The 19,116-nt window shown below is 71.6% G+C and carries 17 protein-coding genes; 11 read left to right on the plus strand and 6 right to left on the minus strand.

The features are described from left to right. Window positions 1-283 precede the first annotated feature (283 nt). Together Afe05nite_RS13520 and htpG are read left to right on the plus strand one after the other, a co-directional pair. Entirely contained in the window at window positions 284-1,258 is a 975-nt protein-coding gene (locus Afe05nite_RS13520; RefSeq protein ID WP_203817415.1) for a serine hydrolase domain-containing protein, read from the plus strand. Window positions 1,259-1,455: 197 nt separating this feature from the next. Then, the gene (gene htpG, locus Afe05nite_RS13525) at window positions 1,456-3,285 is read left to right on the plus strand and encodes a molecular chaperone HtpG (protein ID WP_203817416.1); all 1,830 of its coding nucleotides are present in this window, start codon (window positions 1,456-1,458) and stop codon (window positions 3,283-3,285) included. A 27-nt stretch (window positions 3,286-3,312) separates the two neighbouring features. On the opposite strand, the gene Afe05nite_RS13530 is transcribed toward htpG, so the two are convergent. Both Afe05nite_RS13530 and Afe05nite_RS13535 read right to left on the minus strand, forming a co-directional pair. Beyond that, window positions 3,313-4,173 (minus strand): PfkB family carbohydrate kinase, encoded by an 861-nt coding sequence (locus Afe05nite_RS13530; RefSeq protein ID WP_203817417.1) that lies wholly within the window; start codon window positions 4,171-4,173, stop codon window positions 3,313-3,315. After that, complete coding sequence (locus Afe05nite_RS13535; RefSeq protein ID WP_203817418.1) at window positions 4,170-4,325, minus strand: hypothetical protein; 156 nt, start codon at window positions 4,323-4,325, stop codon at window positions 4,170-4,172. The genes Afe05nite_RS13530 and Afe05nite_RS13535 overlap by 4 nt, the downstream gene beginning before the upstream one ends. A 176-nt stretch (window positions 4,326-4,501) precedes the next feature. Here Afe05nite_RS13535 and Afe05nite_RS13540 point away from each other — a divergent pair, with 176 nt between their 5' ends. After that, window positions 4,502-6,004 (plus strand): MFS transporter, encoded by a 1,503-nt coding sequence (locus Afe05nite_RS13540; protein ID WP_203817419.1) that lies wholly within the window; start codon window positions 4,502-4,504, stop codon window positions 6,002-6,004. Then, window positions 6,001-6,597: a TetR/AcrR family transcriptional regulator gene (locus Afe05nite_RS13545; RefSeq protein ID WP_203817420.1), complete on the plus strand. Its 597-nt coding sequence runs from the start codon at window positions 6,001-6,003 to the stop codon at window positions 6,595-6,597. The genes Afe05nite_RS13540 and Afe05nite_RS13545 overlap by 4 nt, the downstream gene beginning before the upstream one ends. Here the strand turns inward: Afe05nite_RS13545 and Afe05nite_RS13550 are convergent. Then, window positions 6,584-7,102, minus strand: a complete 519-nt coding sequence (locus tag Afe05nite_RS13550; RefSeq protein ID WP_203817421.1) for a TetR/AcrR family transcriptional regulator — start codon at window positions 7,100-7,102, stop codon at window positions 6,584-6,586. The genes Afe05nite_RS13545 and Afe05nite_RS13550 overlap by 14 nt on opposite strands. A 72-nt stretch (window positions 7,103-7,174) precedes the next feature. On the opposite strand from Afe05nite_RS13550, the gene Afe05nite_RS13555 reads away from it, so the two are divergent. The 4 genes from Afe05nite_RS13555 (at window position 7,175) to Afe05nite_RS13570 (ending at window position 12,692) form a co-directional block, all read left to right on the plus strand. Continuing rightward, window positions 7,175-7,846 carry an SDR family oxidoreductase gene (locus Afe05nite_RS13555; RefSeq protein ID WP_203817422.1) on the plus strand — a complete coding sequence of 224 codons (672 nt, stop codon included), beginning with the start codon at window positions 7,175-7,177 and terminating at the stop codon, window positions 7,844-7,846. 46 nt (window positions 7,847-7,892) lie between these two features. Then, window positions 7,893-9,611: a hypothetical protein gene (locus tag Afe05nite_RS13560; protein ID WP_203817423.1), complete on the plus strand. Its 1,719-nt coding sequence runs from the start codon at window positions 7,893-7,895 to the stop codon at window positions 9,609-9,611. 92 nt (window positions 9,612-9,703) lie between these two features. Beyond that, complete coding sequence (locus Afe05nite_RS13565; protein ID WP_203817424.1) at window positions 9,704-11,128, plus strand: GntP family permease; 1,425 nt, start codon at window positions 9,704-9,706, stop codon at window positions 11,126-11,128. A 100-nt stretch (window positions 11,129-11,228) separates the two neighbouring features. Next, window positions 11,229-12,692, plus strand: a complete 1,464-nt coding sequence (locus tag Afe05nite_RS13570) for a serine/threonine-protein kinase (protein WP_239117796.1) — start codon at window positions 11,229-11,231, stop codon at window positions 12,690-12,692. Between the two features lie 10 nt (window positions 12,693-12,702). On the opposite strand, the gene Afe05nite_RS13575 is transcribed toward Afe05nite_RS13570, so the two are convergent. Then, the gene (locus Afe05nite_RS13575; RefSeq protein WP_203817425.1) at window positions 12,703-14,520 is read right to left on the minus strand and encodes a LamG domain-containing protein; all 1,818 of its coding nucleotides are present in this window, start codon (window positions 14,518-14,520) and stop codon (window positions 12,703-12,705) included. Between the two features lie 174 nt (window positions 14,521-14,694). On the opposite strand from Afe05nite_RS13575, the gene Afe05nite_RS13580 reads away from it, so the two are divergent. Further along, window positions 14,695-15,135, plus strand: coding sequence for a hypothetical protein (locus tag Afe05nite_RS13580; protein ID WP_239117797.1), 441 nt, complete (start codon window positions 14,695-14,697; stop codon window positions 15,133-15,135). 48 nt (window positions 15,136-15,183) lie between these two features. Here the strand turns inward: Afe05nite_RS13580 and Afe05nite_RS13585 are convergent, their stop codons facing one another. Continuing rightward, window positions 15,184-16,593 (minus strand): DHA2 family efflux MFS transporter permease subunit, encoded by a 1,410-nt coding sequence (locus Afe05nite_RS13585; RefSeq protein ID WP_203817427.1) that lies wholly within the window; start codon window positions 16,591-16,593, stop codon window positions 15,184-15,186. A gap of 78 nt (window positions 16,594-16,671) precedes the next feature. Here Afe05nite_RS13585 and Afe05nite_RS13590 point away from each other — a divergent pair, with 78 nt between their 5' ends. Then, window positions 16,672-17,226, plus strand: coding sequence for a TetR/AcrR family transcriptional regulator (locus Afe05nite_RS13590; RefSeq protein ID WP_203817428.1), 555 nt, complete (start codon window positions 16,672-16,674; stop codon window positions 17,224-17,226). Here the strand turns inward: Afe05nite_RS13590 and folP are convergent. Next, window positions 17,223-18,020 (minus strand): dihydropteroate synthase, encoded by a 798-nt coding sequence (folP, locus tag Afe05nite_RS13595; RefSeq protein WP_438868100.1) that lies wholly within the window; start codon window positions 18,018-18,020, stop codon window positions 17,223-17,225. The genes Afe05nite_RS13590 and folP overlap by 4 nt on opposite strands. Window positions 18,021-18,151: 131 nt before the next feature. Between folP and Afe05nite_RS13600 the strand changes: the two genes are divergently transcribed. Next, window positions 18,152-19,090, plus strand: coding sequence for a TIGR03557 family F420-dependent LLM class oxidoreductase (locus Afe05nite_RS13600; RefSeq protein ID WP_203817430.1), 939 nt, complete (start codon window positions 18,152-18,154; stop codon window positions 19,088-19,090). Window positions 19,091-19,116 lie beyond the last annotated feature (26 nt).

The following is a 19,116-nucleotide window of genomic DNA, read 5'->3' on the forward strand; positions in this document are numbered from 1 at the left end:
GCCGCGCCTGGCCCGTGCCGCGCCTGGCCCGTGCCGCGCCTGGCCCGTGCCGCGCCAGGCCCGTGCCGCGCCTGGCCCGTGCCGGGCGAGGCCGATGCCGCGCCAGGCCGTTCGCACCGCGCCCGCCCGAGCCCGAGCCCCGCCCGAGCCCGAGCCCGAGCCCGAGCCCGAGCCGCACCGTCCTGCGCCGCAGCTGGCAAGGATCAGGGCTAGGTTCCTAGGACGGTTTGCGCCGGGTGAGGTGGAGGACGGATCCATGGCGGGAGGCGGTTAGCGTCGGGTGATGGATCTGCGGCGGGTGGTCGGGCTGGTGGAGCGGAGTGAGGCACTCGCGCAGCTGTGCGTGATCCGCGACGGGGAAGTGGTCCTCGACCGGTCCTGGGGGGTGCCGGCGGACGCGCGGTTTCTGCTCTTCTCGGCCGGCAAGCCGTTCACCGCGATGCTGGTTCATCGGCTCGCGCGGCGGGGGTTGCTGGCGCTGGACGACCCGATCGTGCGCTACTGGCCGGAGTTCGGGGAGTTCGACAAGGGCGGGATCACCCTTCGACATGTGTTGCGGCATCGTTCTGGACTGCCGTACGTCAAGAGCATTCGCGGGGATGCCCTCAACGCCACCCGGTGGGATCGGTCGGTTCGCGCCCTGGCGCGGGCCCGGCCGCACAGCGCGCCGGGGGAGGTCTGCGCCTATCACATGATCAGCTACGGGTTCCTGCTCGGCGAGGTGGTGCAACGGGTGGTCGGGCGGCCGTTGCCCGAGGTGCTGCGCAGTGAGATGTTCGAGCCGGCCGGGATGCGGCACACGTGGCTGGGTGGGCCGGGTTCGCGGGTTCCGCTGAGCGGCGGGCCGGTGGCGATGCGGGCGGTGTTCAACCGGCGGTTGGTGCGGGACGCGGTCGTGCCGGCGGCGACGGTGGCGGGGACCGCGCGGGACTTGGCCGCGTTCTATCAGTCGTTGCTGGCGGACGGGAGTTGGCGCGAGGCGACCACGCCGACCAGTGAGGGTGAGACCGATCAGGTTTCGGGGATTCCGATTCGCTGGTCGGAGGGGTTCCAGCTGGGGCAGCCGGGCCGGGAGCGGTATTTCGGCAGCGGCAGCGATCCGCTCACCTTCGGGCACAACGGGTCGAACGCCTGTTTCGGCTGGGCCGATCCGGGGCGGCGGCTGGTGGTGGCCTATCTGACCAACCGGCTGGGCGGTGGGCCGGGACGCCCGCCCTATCAGGCGGCGCTCAGCGACGCCGTGCTCGAGGCCGCCTGAACCAACCGCCGTGCCTCTGCTCGGGTCCGGGGGACGGGGCGCGGGAGGGGCGAGGGAGGGGACGCGGGGCCAGGGGGCGCGGGGCGGCGCCTTGAGCTGCGCGGGAGTGAGGAACCCCGGCCGGTGGCGAAGCGGTGACGCTGGGGTCATACGATCTGGGCGGGTGACTACCGTTCGCGATCAATGGGAGTGCTGGAATGGAGACGTTGGAGTTCCAGGCCGAGGCCCGGCAGCTTCTGCAACTGATGGTCCACTCGATCTACTCGAACAAGGACATCTTCCTGCGCGAGCTGATCTCGAATGCTTCCGACGCGCTGGACAAGCTGCGGCTGGCCACGCTTCAGGACGGTCTCGAGGCGGACACGTCCGACCTGCACATCGAGATCGAGGCCGACAGCGAGGCGCGCACCCTGACGGTGCGCGACAACGGCATCGGGATGACGCACGACGAGGTGGTCGAGCTGATCGGCACGATCGCCAAGTCGGGCACGGCTGAGCTGCTCACGAAGCTCAAGGAGGCCAAGGAGTCGCCGGAGCTGATCGGTCAGTTCGGCGTCGGGTTCTACTCGACCTTCATGGTCGCCGACCGGGTCGAGCTGGTGACGCGCAAGGCCGGCACCGAGGGGCACGGCACCCGGTGGGAGTCGGCCGGCGAGGGCACCTACTCGATCGACGACGCCCCGGACGCCCCGATCGGCACGAGCGTGACCGTCCACCTGCGGCCGAAGGACGAGGAGGACGCGCTCTACGACTACGCCGACGAGTGGAAGATCAAGGAGATCGTCAAGCGATACTCCGACTTCATCTCGTTCCCGATCAAAATGGGCGACGAGACCCTCAACTCGATGAAGGCGCTGTGGGCGCGTCCGCGTTCCGAGGTGTCGGACGACGAATACCACCAGTTCTACCGGCACATCAGCCACGACTGGACCGACCCGCTCGAGATCATCAACATGAAGGCGGAGGGCACCTTCGAGTACGAGGCGCTGCTGTTCCTGCCGGCGCGGGCCCCGCACGACCTGTTCCAGCGTGACGCGCAGCGTGGCCTTCAGCTCTACGTCAAGCGTGTCTTCATCATGGACGACAGCAAGGAGCTGATCCCCGACTACCTGCGCTTCGTCAAGGGTGTCGTGGACGCGGCCGACCTGTCGCTGAACATCTCCCGCGAGATCCTTCAGCAGGACCGGCACATCCAGATGATCCGTCGCCGACTGGTCAAGAAGGTCCTGTCCACGATCAAGGACCTGCTGAACAACAACCCCGAGAAGTACGCGACCTTCTGGCGCGAGTTCGGCAAGGCCCTCAAGGAGGGTCTGCTCAACGACTCGGACAACCAGAAGGCCATCCTCGACGTGTCCACGTTCGCGTCGACCGCGGGCGCCGAGCCGACGACCCTGGCCGCCTACATCGAGCGGATGAAGGAGGGTCAGGAGGACATCTATTACCTGACCGGCGATTCGCGTACGCAGGTCGAGAACTCCCCGCACATGGAGGCGTTCCAGGCCCAGGGTTACGAGGTGCTGATCCTCACCGACCCGGTCGACGAGATCTGGGTCGAGGCGGTCCCCGACTACGACGGCAAGAAGCTGCAGTCGATCGCGCGGGGCAACGTCGACCTGCCGGCGGACAAGGACGAGCCGCAGCCGGAGGGTGATTTCGCGCCGCTGCTGACGTTCCTCAAGGAGAACCTCGAGGAGCAGGTCAAGGACGTCCGCCTGTCGCACCGGCTCACCACGAGCGCGGCCTGTCTGGTCAGCGACAGCGACGACATCACGCCGGCGCTGGAGAAGATGTACCGCGCGATGGGTCAGGAAGGTCCGCGGGTCAAGCGCATCCTCGAGCTCAACCCGAATCACCCGCTGGTGGGTGGCCTGCGGGCGGCCCACGAGCAGAACGCGGCGGACGGTGGGCTGCCGGAGACGGCCGAGCTGCTGTACGGCACCGCCCTGCTGGCCGAGGGCGGCGACCTGGAGGACCCGGCCCGCTTCGCGAAGTTGCTGGCCGACCGTCTCGCCAGGACGGTCTGACGGGCACCGGCTCAGTCGGGCACCGGCTCAGTCGAACCGGGGCAGGGTCGCGAGCCACGCTCGCGGCCCCGCCCGTACGACCCGCGCCCCGGCCACCCGGTTGGCGAACGAGACGCAGTCGGCCAGCGCGGTAGCCCCGGCGGGGGAGCGGGCCAGGGCCACCGCGAGTGCTCCGTGGAAGGCGTCGCCCGCGCCCGCGGTGTCGACCGCGTCGACCGGGGTGACGTCGACGGCGCCGGAGTGGGTGCCGCTGAACCAGCGGACCGGCTCCGGCCCGTGCGTCACCACGACGTGCGGGGCGCCGATCGCCGTGGCGAGGGCCTCGTCGGTGGGTGCCGTCTCGGCCGGGTGGCGGAACGCCGCCGACGCCGCCACCACCTCGGCGAGGGGCAGGATCTCGGCGCAGACCGGGCGCCACGTGCCGGCGTCGACGAGCAGGCGGCGGGCGCTTCGGGCGGCGGCGACGGCCAGCGCCGGGTGATGGCCGTCGACCAGTGTCAGGTCGGCGTCGGGCAGGCCCCGCGGCGGTACGCGGGCGACGAGGTCACCGGCGTTACGACTGACGATCGTCCGTTGTCCGGTGCCGTTGAGCACGGTGATGGCGGAGAGTGGCGGCGGGCCGGGGGCGGTGGGGGTGGCGTCCACCACCCGTACCCCGCAGGCTTGCAGGTCGGCGCGGATGAGGTCGCCCAGCGGATGAGCGCCGATCGCCGTGACCAGAGTGACGTCGGCGCCGAGGGCGGCCGCGGTGACGGCGGCGTTGGCGGCCGGCCCGCCGGCGGCGATCTCCACGCCGGTTGCCTGCGCCTTCTCGTCGGGGCCGGGGAGGTGGTCGACCCGGTGGACGAGGTCGACGGTGGCGAGGCCGGCGAAGAGCAGGCGGGTCACGTAGTCAGGTTCTGGAAGAACGTGCCGATGCCCCGGAACGCCCCGGCGACGCCGTCACCCAGGCTCCGGGCGGCTTCGGCGGCCGGGCCGGGGTTGGTGCCGATATAGAAGATGATCAGGACGAGCAGTATCCAGCCGAGTGCCTTCTTCATGTCGGCCCCCTTCCATGCCTGGTGAGCGGCCTTTACATGATCGTGGCATGTCGGCGCACCTCGATCGGGGATATTCACCCGCGCGGCGTCGACCTGGATCGACGGCCGGGTTCGCGGACCTGAGACCGGGCTGAGGAAACTGACAGCTACTAGAAACTGACAGCTACTGTCAAAACATGGTTACTTCCAAGTCCCGCTGGTTCGCGCTCGCCGCGCTGGCCCTCAGCACCCTGGCCATCGGCCTCGACACCACGATCCTCAGCGTCGCCCTGCCGACGCTGAGCCGCGATCTGCATGCCTCCACCGGTGATCTGCAGTGGTTCACCAACAGCTATCTGCTGGTGCTCGCCGCCGCCCTGCTCCCGGCCGGCATGCTCGGCGACCGGTTCGGCCGCAAGAAGCTGCTCCTCGGCGCGCTGGTCGTCTTCGGTGCCGCCTCGGCCGCCTGCGCCTGGGCCGCTTCCACCGGTGACCTGATCGCCGCCCGCGCCGTGCTCGGGCTGGGCGCCGCGGTGATCATGCCGCTGTCCGGGTCGGTGCTCACCGTGCTCTTCGAGGACCGGGAGCGTTCCCGGGCCCTGTCCATCTGGCTGACCGCGAGCGCCCTCGGCATCCCGCTGGGCCCGCTGCTGGGCGGCTGGCTGCTCGACAACTTCTGGTGGGGCTCGGTCTTCCTGATAAACGTCCCGCTGATCGCGATCGCCCTGCTGGCCGTGACCCTGTGGGTGCCCGAGTCGCACGGTGACCGCACTCGCCGCCTCGACCTGCTGGGCGTGGTGCTCTCGGCGACCGGTCTGGTCGCGCTCACCTACGGCATCATCGAGGCCGGCGACCGTGGCTGGTCCGACCCCCGCTCCCTGTCCACCATGATCGCCGGGGTCGCGCTGCTCGGCGGGTTCGTGTTCTGGCAGCGGACGGCCAGGACGCCGCTCATCGATCTCCAGCTGTTCGAGAAGAAGCAGTTCACCGGTGGCGCGGTGCTGGCCACCCTGGCCAGTTTCGGCATGCTCGGCCTGATGTTCTCGCTGCCGCAGTTCTACTCGGCGGTTCAGGGCCAGGACGCGTTCGGCTCGGGCCTGCGCCTGCTCCCGGTGATCGGTGGCCTGCTGGTGGGCGCCCGTACGGCCGAGAAGCTGGCGGCCCGGCTCGGCAGTCGCACGGTGATCGCGGGCGGTCTGGCCCTGATGGCAGCGGCCATGCTCGTCGGCGCCGGCACCAGCGCGACGAGCGGTTACGGCTTCATCGCCGCGTGGATCACACTGGCCGGCATCGGTCTGGGCTTCGTCCTGCCGCCGTCGATGGACGCCGCGCTCGGCGCGCTGACCGCGGAGCGCAGCGGCATCGGCAACGGCCTGCTCCAGGCGATGCGGCAGGTCGGCGGCGCGATCGGGGTGGCCGTGCTCGGCACCGTGCTCAACGGCGCCTACCGCGACGCCCTGCCGGCCTCGGCCGGAGCGGCCCGGGAAAGTGTGGCGATCGGCATCCGCACCGGCGACGCGGGCACGCTCGAAGCGGTGCGCGCCGCGTTCACCCACGGCATGGACGTCTCCCTGGTGGTGGCCGCGAGCGTGGCGGCGGCCGGCGTGGTCCTCGCCCTGTTGATGCTGCCCGGCCGGGTGGCCCGATCGGAAGCGGTCGTGCAGCGCACCGAGACGGCCCTGGCAGAATCGGGGCTATGACGTCGTCCCTGCCGGCCGGTTTGCGGGAACGCAAGAAGGCCAAGACCCGGCTCGCCATCCGCGAGCACGCGTTGCGACTGTTCGAGGAGCAGGGTTACGCGTCGACCACCGTGGAGCAGATCGCGGAGGCGGCCGAGGTCTCGCAGAGCACGTTCTTCCGGTACTTCCCGACGAAGGAAGACGTCATCCTGATCGACGACTACGACCCGGTGATCGTGGCTGCGATCAAGTCGCAGCCACCCCAGGTCTCCCACGTCCAGGCCCTGGTCAACGGCATGCGGTCGGTCTTCGACAACCTCACCGAGCAGGAGTGGGACGCCGAGCGCCGCCGGCAGCGCATCTATCAGAGCGTGCCCGAGCTGCGGGCGCGGGCGTTGAACCAGATGGTGCTGGCGGTCGACATGCTCGCCGACGCCCTCGCCGTCCGGGACGACCGCTCCGGCGAGGAGCTCGAATACCGGGTGATCGCCGGGGCGCTCGTCGGGGTGGTCCTGGCGATCGCCCCGCCGGGCGGCGACGAGTACGACCCGCGCGACTTCGGCCGGATCGAGCAGGCGCTGGGCATCCTCGAGGAGAAGCTCAGCCGTCGCTGAGCGCGGCCTTCGCCGCTTGCAGGACGCGGTCGGAGAGCTCGGTGCCGGCCGTCGCGCGAGCGATCGTCATCGCTCCGACGAGCGTGCTCACCGCCGCGAGATCGTCGCCGAGCCATCGGGCATAAAGATCGATCCCGCTTGCGTACGCCGTGAGCGCGGCGCTCGAGGCGTCCTCGCGGGCCATGTCGCCGCCGAACCCCGCGGCCGGGCACCCCGCCCCGGGGTCGTCGCGGTGCGCGGCCGAGAGGTACCAGTCGACGAAGGCCGCCCGCTCGGTGCCGGCCAGCCTCTCCCGGGTGTCGGCGAACGCCCGGTCGACCGCCTCGGCGACCAGCGCATCCTTCGACGCGAACTGCTTGTAGAACCCGCCGTGGGTCAGCCCGACCTCGGCCATCACGTCGGCCACGCTGACCCCGTCGACGCCCCGCTCGCGGAACAGCCGGGCCGCCGTCTCGACGATCCGGCCGCGGTTCTCCTGTGCCTGTGCCTGCGAAACCCGTCCCATGCGTACGAGTATAGATGCTGTGTGTCATCTATTACCTTGCCCAAATTAGATGCCAGTCGTAATCTAATCCGCATGGACATCAAGAACTCGGTAGCCGTCGTCACCGGCGCCAACCGCGGCCTCGGCCGTCACTTCGCCGCCCAGCTGCTCGAGCGGGGCGGCAAGGTCTACGCGGGCGCCCGCTCCCTCGACTCGGTCGACCTGCCCGGCGCGATCCCGCTCCGGATCGACATCACCGACCCGGCCTCGGTCGAGCGGGCCGCCAAGATCGCCGGCGACGCCACCGTGCTGATCAACAATGCCGGTACGTCGCTCGGCCAGCCGCTCATCGGCGGCGACCTCGACCTGATCCGCCAGGAGATGGAGACCCACTACTTCGGCACGCTCGGCGTCACCCGCGCGTTCGTACCGGTCCTCGAGGCCAACGGCGGCGGTGCGATCCTCAACGTCCTGTCCGTGCTCTCGTGGTTCCACCCGGCGCAGGCCGGGGCCTATTCGGCGGCTAAGGCCGCCGGCTGGGCGATGACCCGGGCGGTCCGCGACGAGCTCGCTCAGCGCGGCATCGAGGTCGCCGCCCTGCACGTCGGCTACATGGACACCGACATGGCGGCCGGCATCCCGGCCGAGCAGAAGACCGACCCGGCCGTCGTCGCCCGCCTCGCCCTGGACGGCATCGCCGAGGGCCGGGCCGAGATTCTCGCCGACGACGTGACCCGTTCCGTGAAAGCCGGTCTCGTCGGCTGACAGACTGTGCGGCTCGTTCCGGCCGATCACGTGCTTCAATCCGTCCATGATGGTCGCCGCCAGCAATCGCGAGCCGCGACGGCCCTGGCTGGCCCCGGCCGCGGTCCTGCGCCGAATCGGCGAGATGCGCGCGGCCGGCGGCGGCCGGGCGGCCGAGCGGCTGCTCGACGCGATCGGTGCCGGCCGGGCCGCCCACGAGGTCGCCGGCATCGTCGAGGCCCTCGACGCGACCGGCGCCACCGCCGACGCCGATCGCGTCCTGACCGCCGTCTGTCGCCGCTCGCCGGCCGAGGTGGCCGCGATGCTCACCGTGCTGCGCACGCTTCGGCGTGACGCGGTGCTGACCCGGGTGCGCGCCCACGCCGCCACCGAACTCGACACCGGCACCATCGCCGCGATCGCCGCCCTGCTCGCCCCGGCCGAGCGGGCGGCTCTGACGGCCGCGGTTCTGGCCGCCCGGCTCCGGCCGGAGTCCGACGGCAGCCCGGCGAGCAGCGCCCGGCCGGACCTCGCCGGGGGAGCGGCCGCGCGGCTCACTCGCCTCGAGACGACCGATCCGGCCGCCGCCGCCGGACTGGCCGAGGCGGTGCTCGACGAGGGCCCGGCCGAGACCGCGCGAGCGCTGGCCGGGCTGGCCGACGCACCGCTCCGGCAGCTTCTGCACCGACTCGGCACACGTCCCGCCGCCGAGGCCGCGCTGGTGATGGCCGAGCTGGTGGGTCAGGGGCAGCGGTCGCTGTCGCGGGCGGTCGCCGCCGCCGTACCGGGCGGGGTCGACTGGCCGGCCGAGACCGACGTCCGGGTGGTGATCGATCTGATGGTCGCCTCCGCCGAGCACGGCGCCGCCCTCGCCGCGGTCGTCGACGCCGCCGGGCCGCGCGGGTTCGTCGAGGCGCTCGCCGCCGAACCGGCCGGGGTGATCGCCGCGGTGCTCACCCGGGCCTACGCCGCCGGCGCGCGGGAGCTGGCCGGCGAGATCCTCGACGACCTGGCGCGGCGGCCCGGCACGGTCAAGTGGATCGCCCGGCTGTGGCACCTCGACCCGGAGCCGGCCGCCTCCGCCGGGCGCCGCCCCGACCTCGTCGACCGCTACCTCGACCTGGTCGTCGGCCTCCGTACGCCGCAGCAGGTGGCCGACCTGATCCGGGAGCTCGACGACGGCGACGGCGCCCCGATGGCCGGCCGGATCACCCGGATGCTGCTCGACGACCCGGCCCGCCGGTGGGTCCGCCCCTATGTGGGTCACCTGCTCGGGGACTCGCCACGCGCCGACGTCCTGTGCGGCGGCTGGACCGGCGACCGGGCCGAGCTGGCCCGCGCCGCCGCCGTCGACGAGCTGCGCCGCCGGCTGCCCGAACCGGCGCCGGTGCACAGCTGGCGGCCGGCCCTGTCGTTGCGCGCGGCCGAGCGGCCGCTGTGGCTGGTGCGGCTGGGCGACCTCGACGGCGGTTCGCTGATCGGGCTGAGCGACCGCGGCGTGCACTGCCACAGCGCACCCGGGCCGCTGTCCGGCCCCCGCATCCGGCAACCCGGCCGCGAGTTCCGGATCGACTACGAGCAGTTCGCCGACCTGACGTTCGCGTTCGTCGAGGAGGGCCGCCGGATCCGCATCGCCAAGGCCGACACCTCCTACTACTGGGCCGCCGACCACGCCGCCGGGGCCGAGGCACGCGCGGTGACGGCCCTGCTCAACGCGGTGGCCGCGGCGGTACGGGCGATCTACGCGGTGCGCATCGACGAGCCGCTGGGCCCCTCGCCGGGCTGAGCCGAGGGGGGACCGCGACCCGCCGGTGGGAGAAAGATTCTTCGCTTTCGTGAGAAAGATTCAAAGCGCCGCGCCAGGGGTAAGCCCGGCGCATGACGACCCTCGCCGCCGAGGCAATCACCGATGCCGGAACAGGTCAACTAGTGCTCGCCGCGGTGCTCGGCATCGCCGTGGTCATCCTGCTCATCGCCTGGGCCAAGTGGCATCCGTTCCTGGCCCTCATCCTCGGCTCGGCGACGCTGGGCCTGGTCGCCGGCGCCTCCCCGGGCGCCACCGTCACCTCCTTCACCACCGGACTCGGCAGCACCGTCGGCAGTGTCGGCTTGCTGATCGCGCTCGGCTCGATGATCGGCGCCCTGCTCTCCGAGTCGGGCGGCGCCGACGGCATCGTCAACCGGATCGTCGACCGGGTGTCCGGCTCGGCCCTGCCGTGGGCGATGGCCGGCGTCGCCGCGCTCGTCGGCCTGCCGCTGTTCTTCGAGGTCGGCGTCGTGCTCCTGGTGCCGATCGTGCTGCTGGTGGCCCGCCGCACCGACATCGGCCTGCTGCGCGTCGGCATCCCCGCGCTGGCCGGGCTGTCGGTGCTGCACGGCCTGGTGCCGCCGCACCCCGGCCCGCTCGTCGCGATCTCCAGCCTGAACGCCGACCTCGGCCTGACCCTGCTGTTCGGCATCATCTGCGCCATCCCGACGGTCATCGTGGCCGGACCGATCTTCGGCAACTTCATCGCCAAGCGGGTGCCCCTGCCGGTGCCCGCCCTGCTCGGCCCGCCGGCGGTCGCCGACGCGTCGGTCGCCACCGGCGACGAGGACTACGCCGCCGACGCCACCGAGGTCGAGCGCGCCCGCCGCAACCCGGGCTTCTGGCCGGCCGTGCTGACCGTGCTGGTGCCGATCGTGCTCATGCTGGCCCGCGCCGTCGGCGAACTGACGGCCGACAAGGGCAACCCGGTGCGGGACACCCTGGACGTGCTCGGCAACCCGCCGGTGGCACTGCTGTTCGGCGTACTACTCGCCATGTGGACGCTCGGCACCCGGGTCGGGATGGACCGCCGGCAGACGAACGCGGTGCTCGGCGGCTCGCTGCCGCCGATCGCCGGCATCCTGCTGATCGTCGCCGCCGGCGGCGGCTTCAAGCAGGTGCTGGTCGACGCGGGCGTCGGCAACGTGGTCGCCGACGCGGCCAAGGACGCCAACATCAACGCTCTGCTGCTCGGCTTCCTGGTGGCCGTCGGCATCCGCGTCGCCACCGGCTCGGCGACGGTCGCCACGATCACCGCCGCCGGCATCGTCGCCCCGCTCGCCGCCACCCTCGACAAGCCCGAGGTCTCCCTGCTGGCCCTGGCGATCGGCTGCGGCTCGCTGTTCTTCTCGCACGTCAACGACGCCGGCTTCTGGCTGGTCAAGGAATACTTCGGCATGACCGTCGGGCAGACCATCAAGACCTGGTCGGTGATGGAGACGATCATCTCGGTGGTCGGCATGACCTGTGTCTTCCTCCTGCACCTGGTGGTTTGACGAGGCCATCGGCCGGCCGGTGCGAACCGGCCGGCCGAACGGCAGAAGATCTGCCGCACCGGAGATTTCAGGTCCGCCTCGAATGGGTAGAGGACAAGCCATGCCCCACCCCGGAGAGATACTCGGAGATCGATACCGCCTGGACGACCGCATCGCGGCCGGCGGCATGGGCGAGGTCTGGCAGGCCACCGACACCGTGCTGGGCCGTGACGTCGCGGTGAAGACGCTGCACGCGGGACGGGCCGGCGACTCCGGCTTCCAGACCCGGTTCAAGCACGAGGCGCGCGCCATGGCGGTGCTGCACCACCCCGGAGTGGCCGACGTCTACGACTACGGGCAGAGCGGCCCGGACGCGTACATCGTGATGGCCAAGGTGAACGGGCAGGCACTCAACCACCGCATCGCCGAGCACGGCCGGCTGAGCGCCGCCGAGACGATGTCGATCGTCGCCCAGGCGGGCCGGGCCCTCGAGGCCGCCCACCAGGCCGGCATCGTGCACCGCGACGTCAAGCCCGGCAACCTGATCATCCAGCCGGACGGTACGGTCGTCCTGGTCGACTTCGGGGTGGCCCGCTCGGCCGAGTCGGCCGAGCTGACCGGGGCCAAGGAAGTCGTCGGCACCGCTCTCTACATCGCCCCCGAGCAGGTCTCGAAGGACTCGACCGGACCGTCGGCCGACGTCTACGCCCTCGGCGTGGTGGCCTACCACTGCCTGGCCGGGAACCCGCCGTTCATGGCCGACAACCCGCTCACGGTGGCGTTGGCGCACGTGAGCGAGGAGCCGCCGGCACTGCCCGCCGACGTGCCGCCCGCCGTCGCCGCACTCGTCATGACGGCGATGGCGAAGGACCCGGCCGACCGGTTCGGCTCCGCGGCCGCGATGTCCGACGCCGCGGAACTGGCCCTGGCCGCCGAGGCGGCGGACGCGGGTCCGCACACCACCGCCGTCCTGGCCGCCACCCCCGCGCCGGCCCCCCGGTCGGCCCCGGTCAGCGGCCACACCTCGGTGCTCCCGGCAGTGGCCGGGGCGGGCGTGGCCGGTGGCGGCTCCCGCCGGCGTACGGCCATGCTGGCCGCTCTCGGTCTGGTGGTTCTCGGTACCGCCGTGGCCGTGTTCGCCTTCGCCGACCCGGATGGCCTCCCCGGCACGCCCGCCCCGGCGAGCACCGTGCCGGCGCGGTCGAGCAGCGCCGCCACCGCGCCCGCCGCCGAGAAGAACAGCGACAAGCGGGGCAACGACAACCAGCCGGCGCAGAACGTCAAGACGAAGCAGTCGGCCCCGGCCGAGTCGGCCGCCCCGAGCTCCGCTCCCAGCGAGAAGCCGACCACCAAGGCCACGACTGGCGCCCCGGAACGGACCACCACCGCCCCCGACGCTCCCACCCAGACCGGCGGCGGCGACCAGGGCGACAACGGGACCGGCGAGGGCACCGGGAGCGGCGACAACAACACCGGCGGCGGCGCGGCGGGGAACAACTCCGGCAGCGGCGGCGGCACTGGTGGCGGCAGCGGTGGCAGCGCCGACGAAGCCGCCGTGACGCAGGACATCACCGCGGCACCGTGACCGGCCGACCTCAGCCGATGTGCACCCAGACGTCGTCGACGCTGCCGTGGAACTGTTCGTTGGCGGCGCTCGCGTCCTTGCCGCCGACACGGAACGGCACGTTCGACTGCACCGACAACTCCACCGGCACGGCGATGCTCGCCCGCACCTGATCGTCGACGACGATCGACAGCGTCGGGCCGGTGCGCCGGCACTCGAGGGAGTGCCACTCGCCGTCGGCGATCGACTCGCGGCTGCGGGCCCGGTGCACCACGGTCTCGTCCTGGCCGCCCAGGCCGCAGCTCGGCCTGCCGGACACCCCGTCGACCTGCAATGTGTACTGCCCGCCGCCCGCCGAATGGCCCTTCTGCAGGATGTTCTCGACGCTCGCGGTCCCGGCCGCGGCCAGCAGCACGGCGGCGCCGTAACGCAGCGGCCGGCTGCCCGGGTTGAGGTCGGCGGTGTCGGCGGCCTGCAGGACGAGCCGCGGACAGGTGGGGCCGGTGCACTTCGCCGGGAAGGTGAGCGCCTGCCCGTTGCCGTGTGGCGTCATCACCGGCCTGGCGCCGTTGCGGGTCACGGCGCGCAGCAGGTGGCTGTGCCCGGAACCGTCGTCGAACGTACCGTCCGCGATCGTGGTGTCGAAGTTGTAGGACGCCACGAAGTCGTTCGTGGGAGTGTCCTTCTCCGGTGTCGGGCTGCCGCCGGCGAACGACACGTACCGTTTCCGGGTGAGCGGTCCGACCTGGGTGAAGTCGCCGACGGCGCTGATCGAGCCGAGGGCCGTGCTGGTCGCCAGCTGCCGGGTCCCGGCGACGCCGTTGGCCTTGGGCGACCACTGCAGCAGGTTGCCCTGCGCGTCGACGGCGGCGAGCTTGCCCCGGTCCACCGAACCGTCCGTGCACTGGCCCTTGACCCCGTTGTTCGTGGTCGTGCAGGCCCGGTCGAAGTGCCCGCCGACGTAGGTGATGCCGCCGAGGGTGGCGATGGCCTGCGCGTCCCCGTCGAACACCCGGGTCCATCGGGTCTGCCCGGTGCGCGTGTAGGCGACCGCCCGTCCGCCCTGGCCGCCAAGAGCGGCGTAGACGCCGGCCTCGTCGGCGGCGAGCGCGAAGACCTGCGACACCGGCTTCGCGACAAAAGTCCGATCGAGTACGCCGGTCTGCGTGTCGACTGCGGAGAGGCGCAGGGTGGAACTGATGCCGTTGGTCTTGTGGAACCGTCCGCCGACATAGATGCGCTGCGGCGCGTACGCGAGGGCGGTCACCGCGTCGTCGGTGCTCGGCGCCCACTCGTCGAGCTCGCCGGTGGCCAGGTCGAACGCCGCCAGGTTGGTGCGCGGCCAGCCGTCGACCCCGGTGATCCGGCCGCCCAGATAGAGCCGCCCCGACCCGGTGACCAGGGCGCTGGGTTGGCCGGCCACGGTGTGCCGCATCGGGGTGAGTGCACCGGAGACGGCGCTGATGCCCGCCAGCGCGTCGCGGCGGATGCCGTTGATGTGGTCGAAGTCGCCGGCCGCATAGACGGTGTCGCCGGCCACCGCGAGGGCGCGCACGTTCGCGTCGGCTGCCGGCTGCCAGTCGAGCAGGGCCCCCGTGCGCGCGTCGAACGCGGCCAGTCGCGTCCGTGCGACGTTCTTGCCACCGGCGTTCGCGCTGGTGAAGTTGCCGCCCACATAGACGGTGCCGCCCCGGTAGGTGACCGCGTAGACCGGCCCGTTGAACGACGGCGAGACACCCGGATCGGAGGAGACCACCCCGGCCAGGGCAATACCGTCGACCGCGACCAGGACCGTGGCGACGCCGACGATCAGTACGCGGCGGACGGCCGACCTACCGCTTTTTTGCATATGGGGCACATTGTCGGTTAACGGTGGCCCGCCCGGGGGAGATGCGTCGCCGAAAGGATGGCAAATAGGACCGATCGGGCTAATCACAATGGGTGTCATCGTGCTCGATCAATGGGCTACCCGTGGGTATCTATGCTTGTCCCCACGCGTACGAGAGTTCGAGGGAGAAACGCCGTGCCGCCACGCCGCCTCACCGCCCTGCCCCTCGCCCTGATCGCGACCGTGTCCCTGACCGGCTGCGCCATCGAGCTTTCCCCGGAGTCCGTCCCGCTGCCGTTCAGCGTGGCCCCGACCCCGGCCGGCTCGGCGGGCGTCCCGGCCTACGTCTGCACCGCCGCCTACAAGATCCTCACCGACGGCGCCGTGCAGCTGGCCACCAAGATGTCCAGCTCGTCCGACTCCGCGAAGCAGGACATGCGCGACGCCTTCACCGACATGGCCACCAAGCTCGGCAAGGAAGCCGCCGGCACCACGGACCAGGCGCTGAAGCAGGCCCTGTCCACCGTGGCCGCCGACCTGACCGCCGCCGCCCAGCAGCCCGACCCGAAGGCCTACGTCAACGGCGACTTCCAGACCGTCGGCCAGAAACTCGACAACGCCTGCGCCGACACGTAGCGGCCGCGCCGGCGAGGGCCCCGCCGGCGACCGCCCGGCGGGGAGCACTCAGTGGCGCTTGGGCAGCCAGAGGGCGAAGACCGCGCCGACGGCCACGATCGCCGCTCCGACGAAGACGGCGGGGCGCAGGCCGTGGACGAAGGCCGCGTGGCTGGTGTAGCTGCCGTACGAGCTGAACACCGAGGCCAGGGCCGCGACCCCGACGGCCACGCCGAGCTCGCGGATCGTGTTGTTGGCGCCGGACGCCACGCCGCGCTGCTGCTCCGACACACTGGCCAGGGCCATCGTGCTGATCGGGGCGAACGTCAGGCCCATGCCCACGCCGGCCATCGCGAACGCGACCACCAGGTCGGCGTAGCTGACGGTCGCGGTGCTGGCGATGCCGATCCAGAGGATCGCGCCGGCGAGGAGCACCTGGCCCGCGAAGATCAGGTTCCGCTGGCCGATCCGGTCGCCGAAGATGCCGGCCAGCGGGGCCACGATCATCGGGGCCATCGTCCAGGGCAGTGTGCGCAGTCCCGCGTCGAGCGGGCTCAGGCCCTGCACCACCTGGAAGAACTGGGCGAGCAGGAACACCGCGCCGAAGGTGCCGGCCGAGAAGGTCAGGGTCACGATGTTGACCAGGCTGAAGCCGCGCGAGCGGAACAGCGACAACGGCAGCATCGGGGTCGAGTTCCGCGCCTGCCAGAGCACGAAGGCCGCGATCAGGACCGCGCCGCCGACGAGCATGCCGAGCACGCGGCCCGAGGTCCAGCCGTGGTCGGGACCGTCCACCACACCCCAGATCAGCAGCAGCATGCCCGCGGCGGAGAGGACCAGGCCGAGCGGGTCGAGGCGCCGGGCGCCGCCCCGGGACTCGTCGAGCACGGTCGTGGCCAGGACGATCGCGACCACGCCGACCGGAACGTTCAGCCAGAAGATCCAGTGCCAGTCGAGTCCCTCGACCACCGCGCCGCCGACGACCGGGCCGACCGCGACGCCGAGGCCGGAGATGCCGCCCCAGATGCCCACGGCCGCGGTGCGCAACCGCTCCGGAACCGCCTGGGCCAGCAGGGTCAGTGCCAGCGGGGCGACCGCGGCGCCGCCGAGGCCCTGCACGGCGCGGGCGAGGGTCAGCTGCCAGCTCTCGGTCGCGAGCCCGGCGGCCGCCGAGGCCAGGGTGAACACGGTGATGCCGGCCAGGAACATCCGGCGGCGGCCGAGCCGGTCGCCCAGCGCGGCCGCGGTCAGCAGGAACGCGGCGAACGGCAGGGTGTAGGCGTTGACGAACCACTGGAGGTCGGTCAGCGACGCGCCCAGATCCTCGCGGATCACCGGCAGAGCCGTGCTCACCACCAGGTTGTCGAGGGTGACCATGAAGGTCGGGATGCCCACGGCGGCGAGGACCGCCGCGAGGGGACGGGGCTTGCGCCGGGCGGGCGGCGATGCCTCCGGGCGTACGGCGGTGGACGTGGTCATGGTCTTCTCCCCGAAGTTGTTATCGACTGATAACTTCACTGCGGACGACAGTAGTTATTGACTGATAACCTGTCAACCATGGCTACCCGTACACGTCTCACGGCGGAGGAGCGGCACGCTCAACTCGTGACCGCCGCCGTCACCGCGTTCAGTCTCGGCGGCTACGCGGGGACCACGACCGACCAGGTCGCGCGACTGGCCGGGGTCTCCCAGCCGTACGTCATCCGGATCTTCCGCACGAAGCAGGAGCTGTTCATCGCGGCGATCAACCACGCCGGCGACCGGATCGAGGCGAAGTTCCGCGAGGCGGCGGCGAAGGAGCCGACCGTCGCGTCGCTCGGCGATGCGTACGACGAGATGCTGGCCGAGCGGGAGCTGATCGTGCTGCTGCTGCACGGCTTCGCGGCGGCCGGCACCGACCCGGTGATCGGCGACCCGGTGCGTGCCTGTTTCGGCCGGCTCTACGACACCGTGCGTGAGGTGACCGGGATCAGCTCGACCGAGGCGCGCGAGTTCTTCTCGATCGGCATGCTGCTCACCTGCCTGGGTGCGATGCGTGTGGTCGGCCCCGACGCGGTGGCCCCGGCCCCCTGGGCCGCGGACCTGCTGGCCACCTGGGACGCCAAGAACTAGATGTTGTGCCTGGTGAAGGCGGGTGGGCGCCAGCCCAGCATGGCCTCGGTCATCCGGACCGCGTCCACCGTCGCGGCGACGTCGTGGACGCGGACGATCCGGGCGCCCTTCAGGACGCAGAAGACCACCGCGGCGAGGGTGCCGGCGAGGCGGTCGTGTTGTTCGGCGTTCAGCGTCTCGCCGATGAAATCCTTGTTGCTCACCGCCGCGAGCAGCGGATAGCCGATCTCGGCGAGCTCGTCGAGGCGGCCGGTGATCTCCAGCGTGTGCAGCGTGTTCTTGTTCAGGTCGTGCCCCGGATCGATGATGATCTGATCCGGTCGCACGCCGCGTGCGAGCGCCAGCCCGACGCGTTCCCGCAGGAAGGCGGCTACCTCGGCGGTCGCGTCGGAATATCGCGGGCTCGGCCACTCGGTGCGCGGCGGGGCCAGGCTGTGCGTGATCACCAGCTGGGCGTCGGTGCCCGCCACCGCGTCGGCCATCGCCGGGTCACGCAGGCCGGACGTGTCGTTGATGACGCCCGCGCCGGCGGCGATCACCTCCCGGGCCACCTCGGGCCGGAACGTGTCCACCGAGACCACCGCGAAGTCCCGCGCGGCCGTCACTACCGGTAGCACCCGGTCGATCTCCTCGGCCGTCGACACCTCCGGGCCGGGGGCGAACGGGACGCCGCCGATGTCGATCCAGTCGGCGCCCTCGGCGGCCGCCCGCTTGACCCGCTCGAGGGCGTGCTCCAGGGCGAAGGTGCTGCCCCGGTCGTGGAACGAGTCGGGCGTACGGTTCACGATCGCCATCACCGCCACCTGCCGTGCGAAGTCGAACCCGCGCCCGCCGATGATCCGTTTTCCCGCGTCGCCCACGATTGGCGAGGGTAACAGGCAGTGTTTTCACGGTTCGCCCCGCCGATTGCGGGCATCCGGATCGCATGGAACTTGGATTCAAGCTGGCGGCGGAGGCATTCGGGCCCAAGGAGCTGATCCGGCAGGCGGTACGCGCCGAGGAGGCCGGATTCGCCTTCGCCGAGATGAGCGATCACTACCATCCGTGGTTGGACGTGCAGGGGCATTCACCGTTCGTGTGGAGCACTCTCGCGTCCATCGCGTCGAAGACCTCGCGGCTGCGGCTCGCGACCGGCGTCACCTGTCCCACGGTGCGTTACCACCCGGCGATCATCGCGCAGGCCGCGGCCACCCTGGCGATCATCTCCGATGATCGCTTCACGCTCGGTGTGGGTGCCGGCGAGCGCCTGAACGAGCACGTGGTGGGGCGCGGTTTCCCGGCCGTACGGGAGCGGCAGGCGCTCCTGGCCGAGGCGCTGGAGATCATCAAACTGCTGTGGCAGGGCGGCTACCAGTCGTACGACGGAAAGTACCTGAAGCTGGAGGACGCTCGGGTCTTCGATCTCCCCGACAAGCTCCCGGACATCGCGGTGGCCGCCGGTGGGAAGCAGGCCGCGGAGTTGGCGGCTACCCACGGTTCCGGTCTTTTCGCCACCGAGCCGCGCGCCGACCTGGTCGCCGCCTTCGAGGGTGCGGGCGGGACCGGGCCGAAGTACGTCGAGATCCCGGTCGCCTGGGCGCCCTCGTCGGACGAGGCCGTGAAGGCCGCGCACGAGACCACGCGGTGGGCGGTCACCGGCTGGAAGGTCATGTCCGAACTGCCGAACCCGGTGAACTTCGAGGCGGCCGGCGCGACGGTGCGCCCCGAGGACATCCGGGACAAGTTCGTCGTCGGGCCTGACCCGCAGCCCTACCTCGAGGCCATCCGCAAGCACCAGGAGGCGGGCTTCGACCACATCGTGTTGATGAACGCCGGACCCGACGTGGACGGCTTCCTCGACTTCGCGGCCAAGGAACTTCTGTAACTGCCGGGTGCGCGGACCACATCTGT

This window comes from Paractinoplanes ferrugineus (genome assembly GCF_016862195.1).
GTDB classification, from domain to species: Bacteria; Actinomycetota; Actinomycetes; order Mycobacteriales; family Micromonosporaceae; genus Actinoplanes; species Actinoplanes ferrugineus.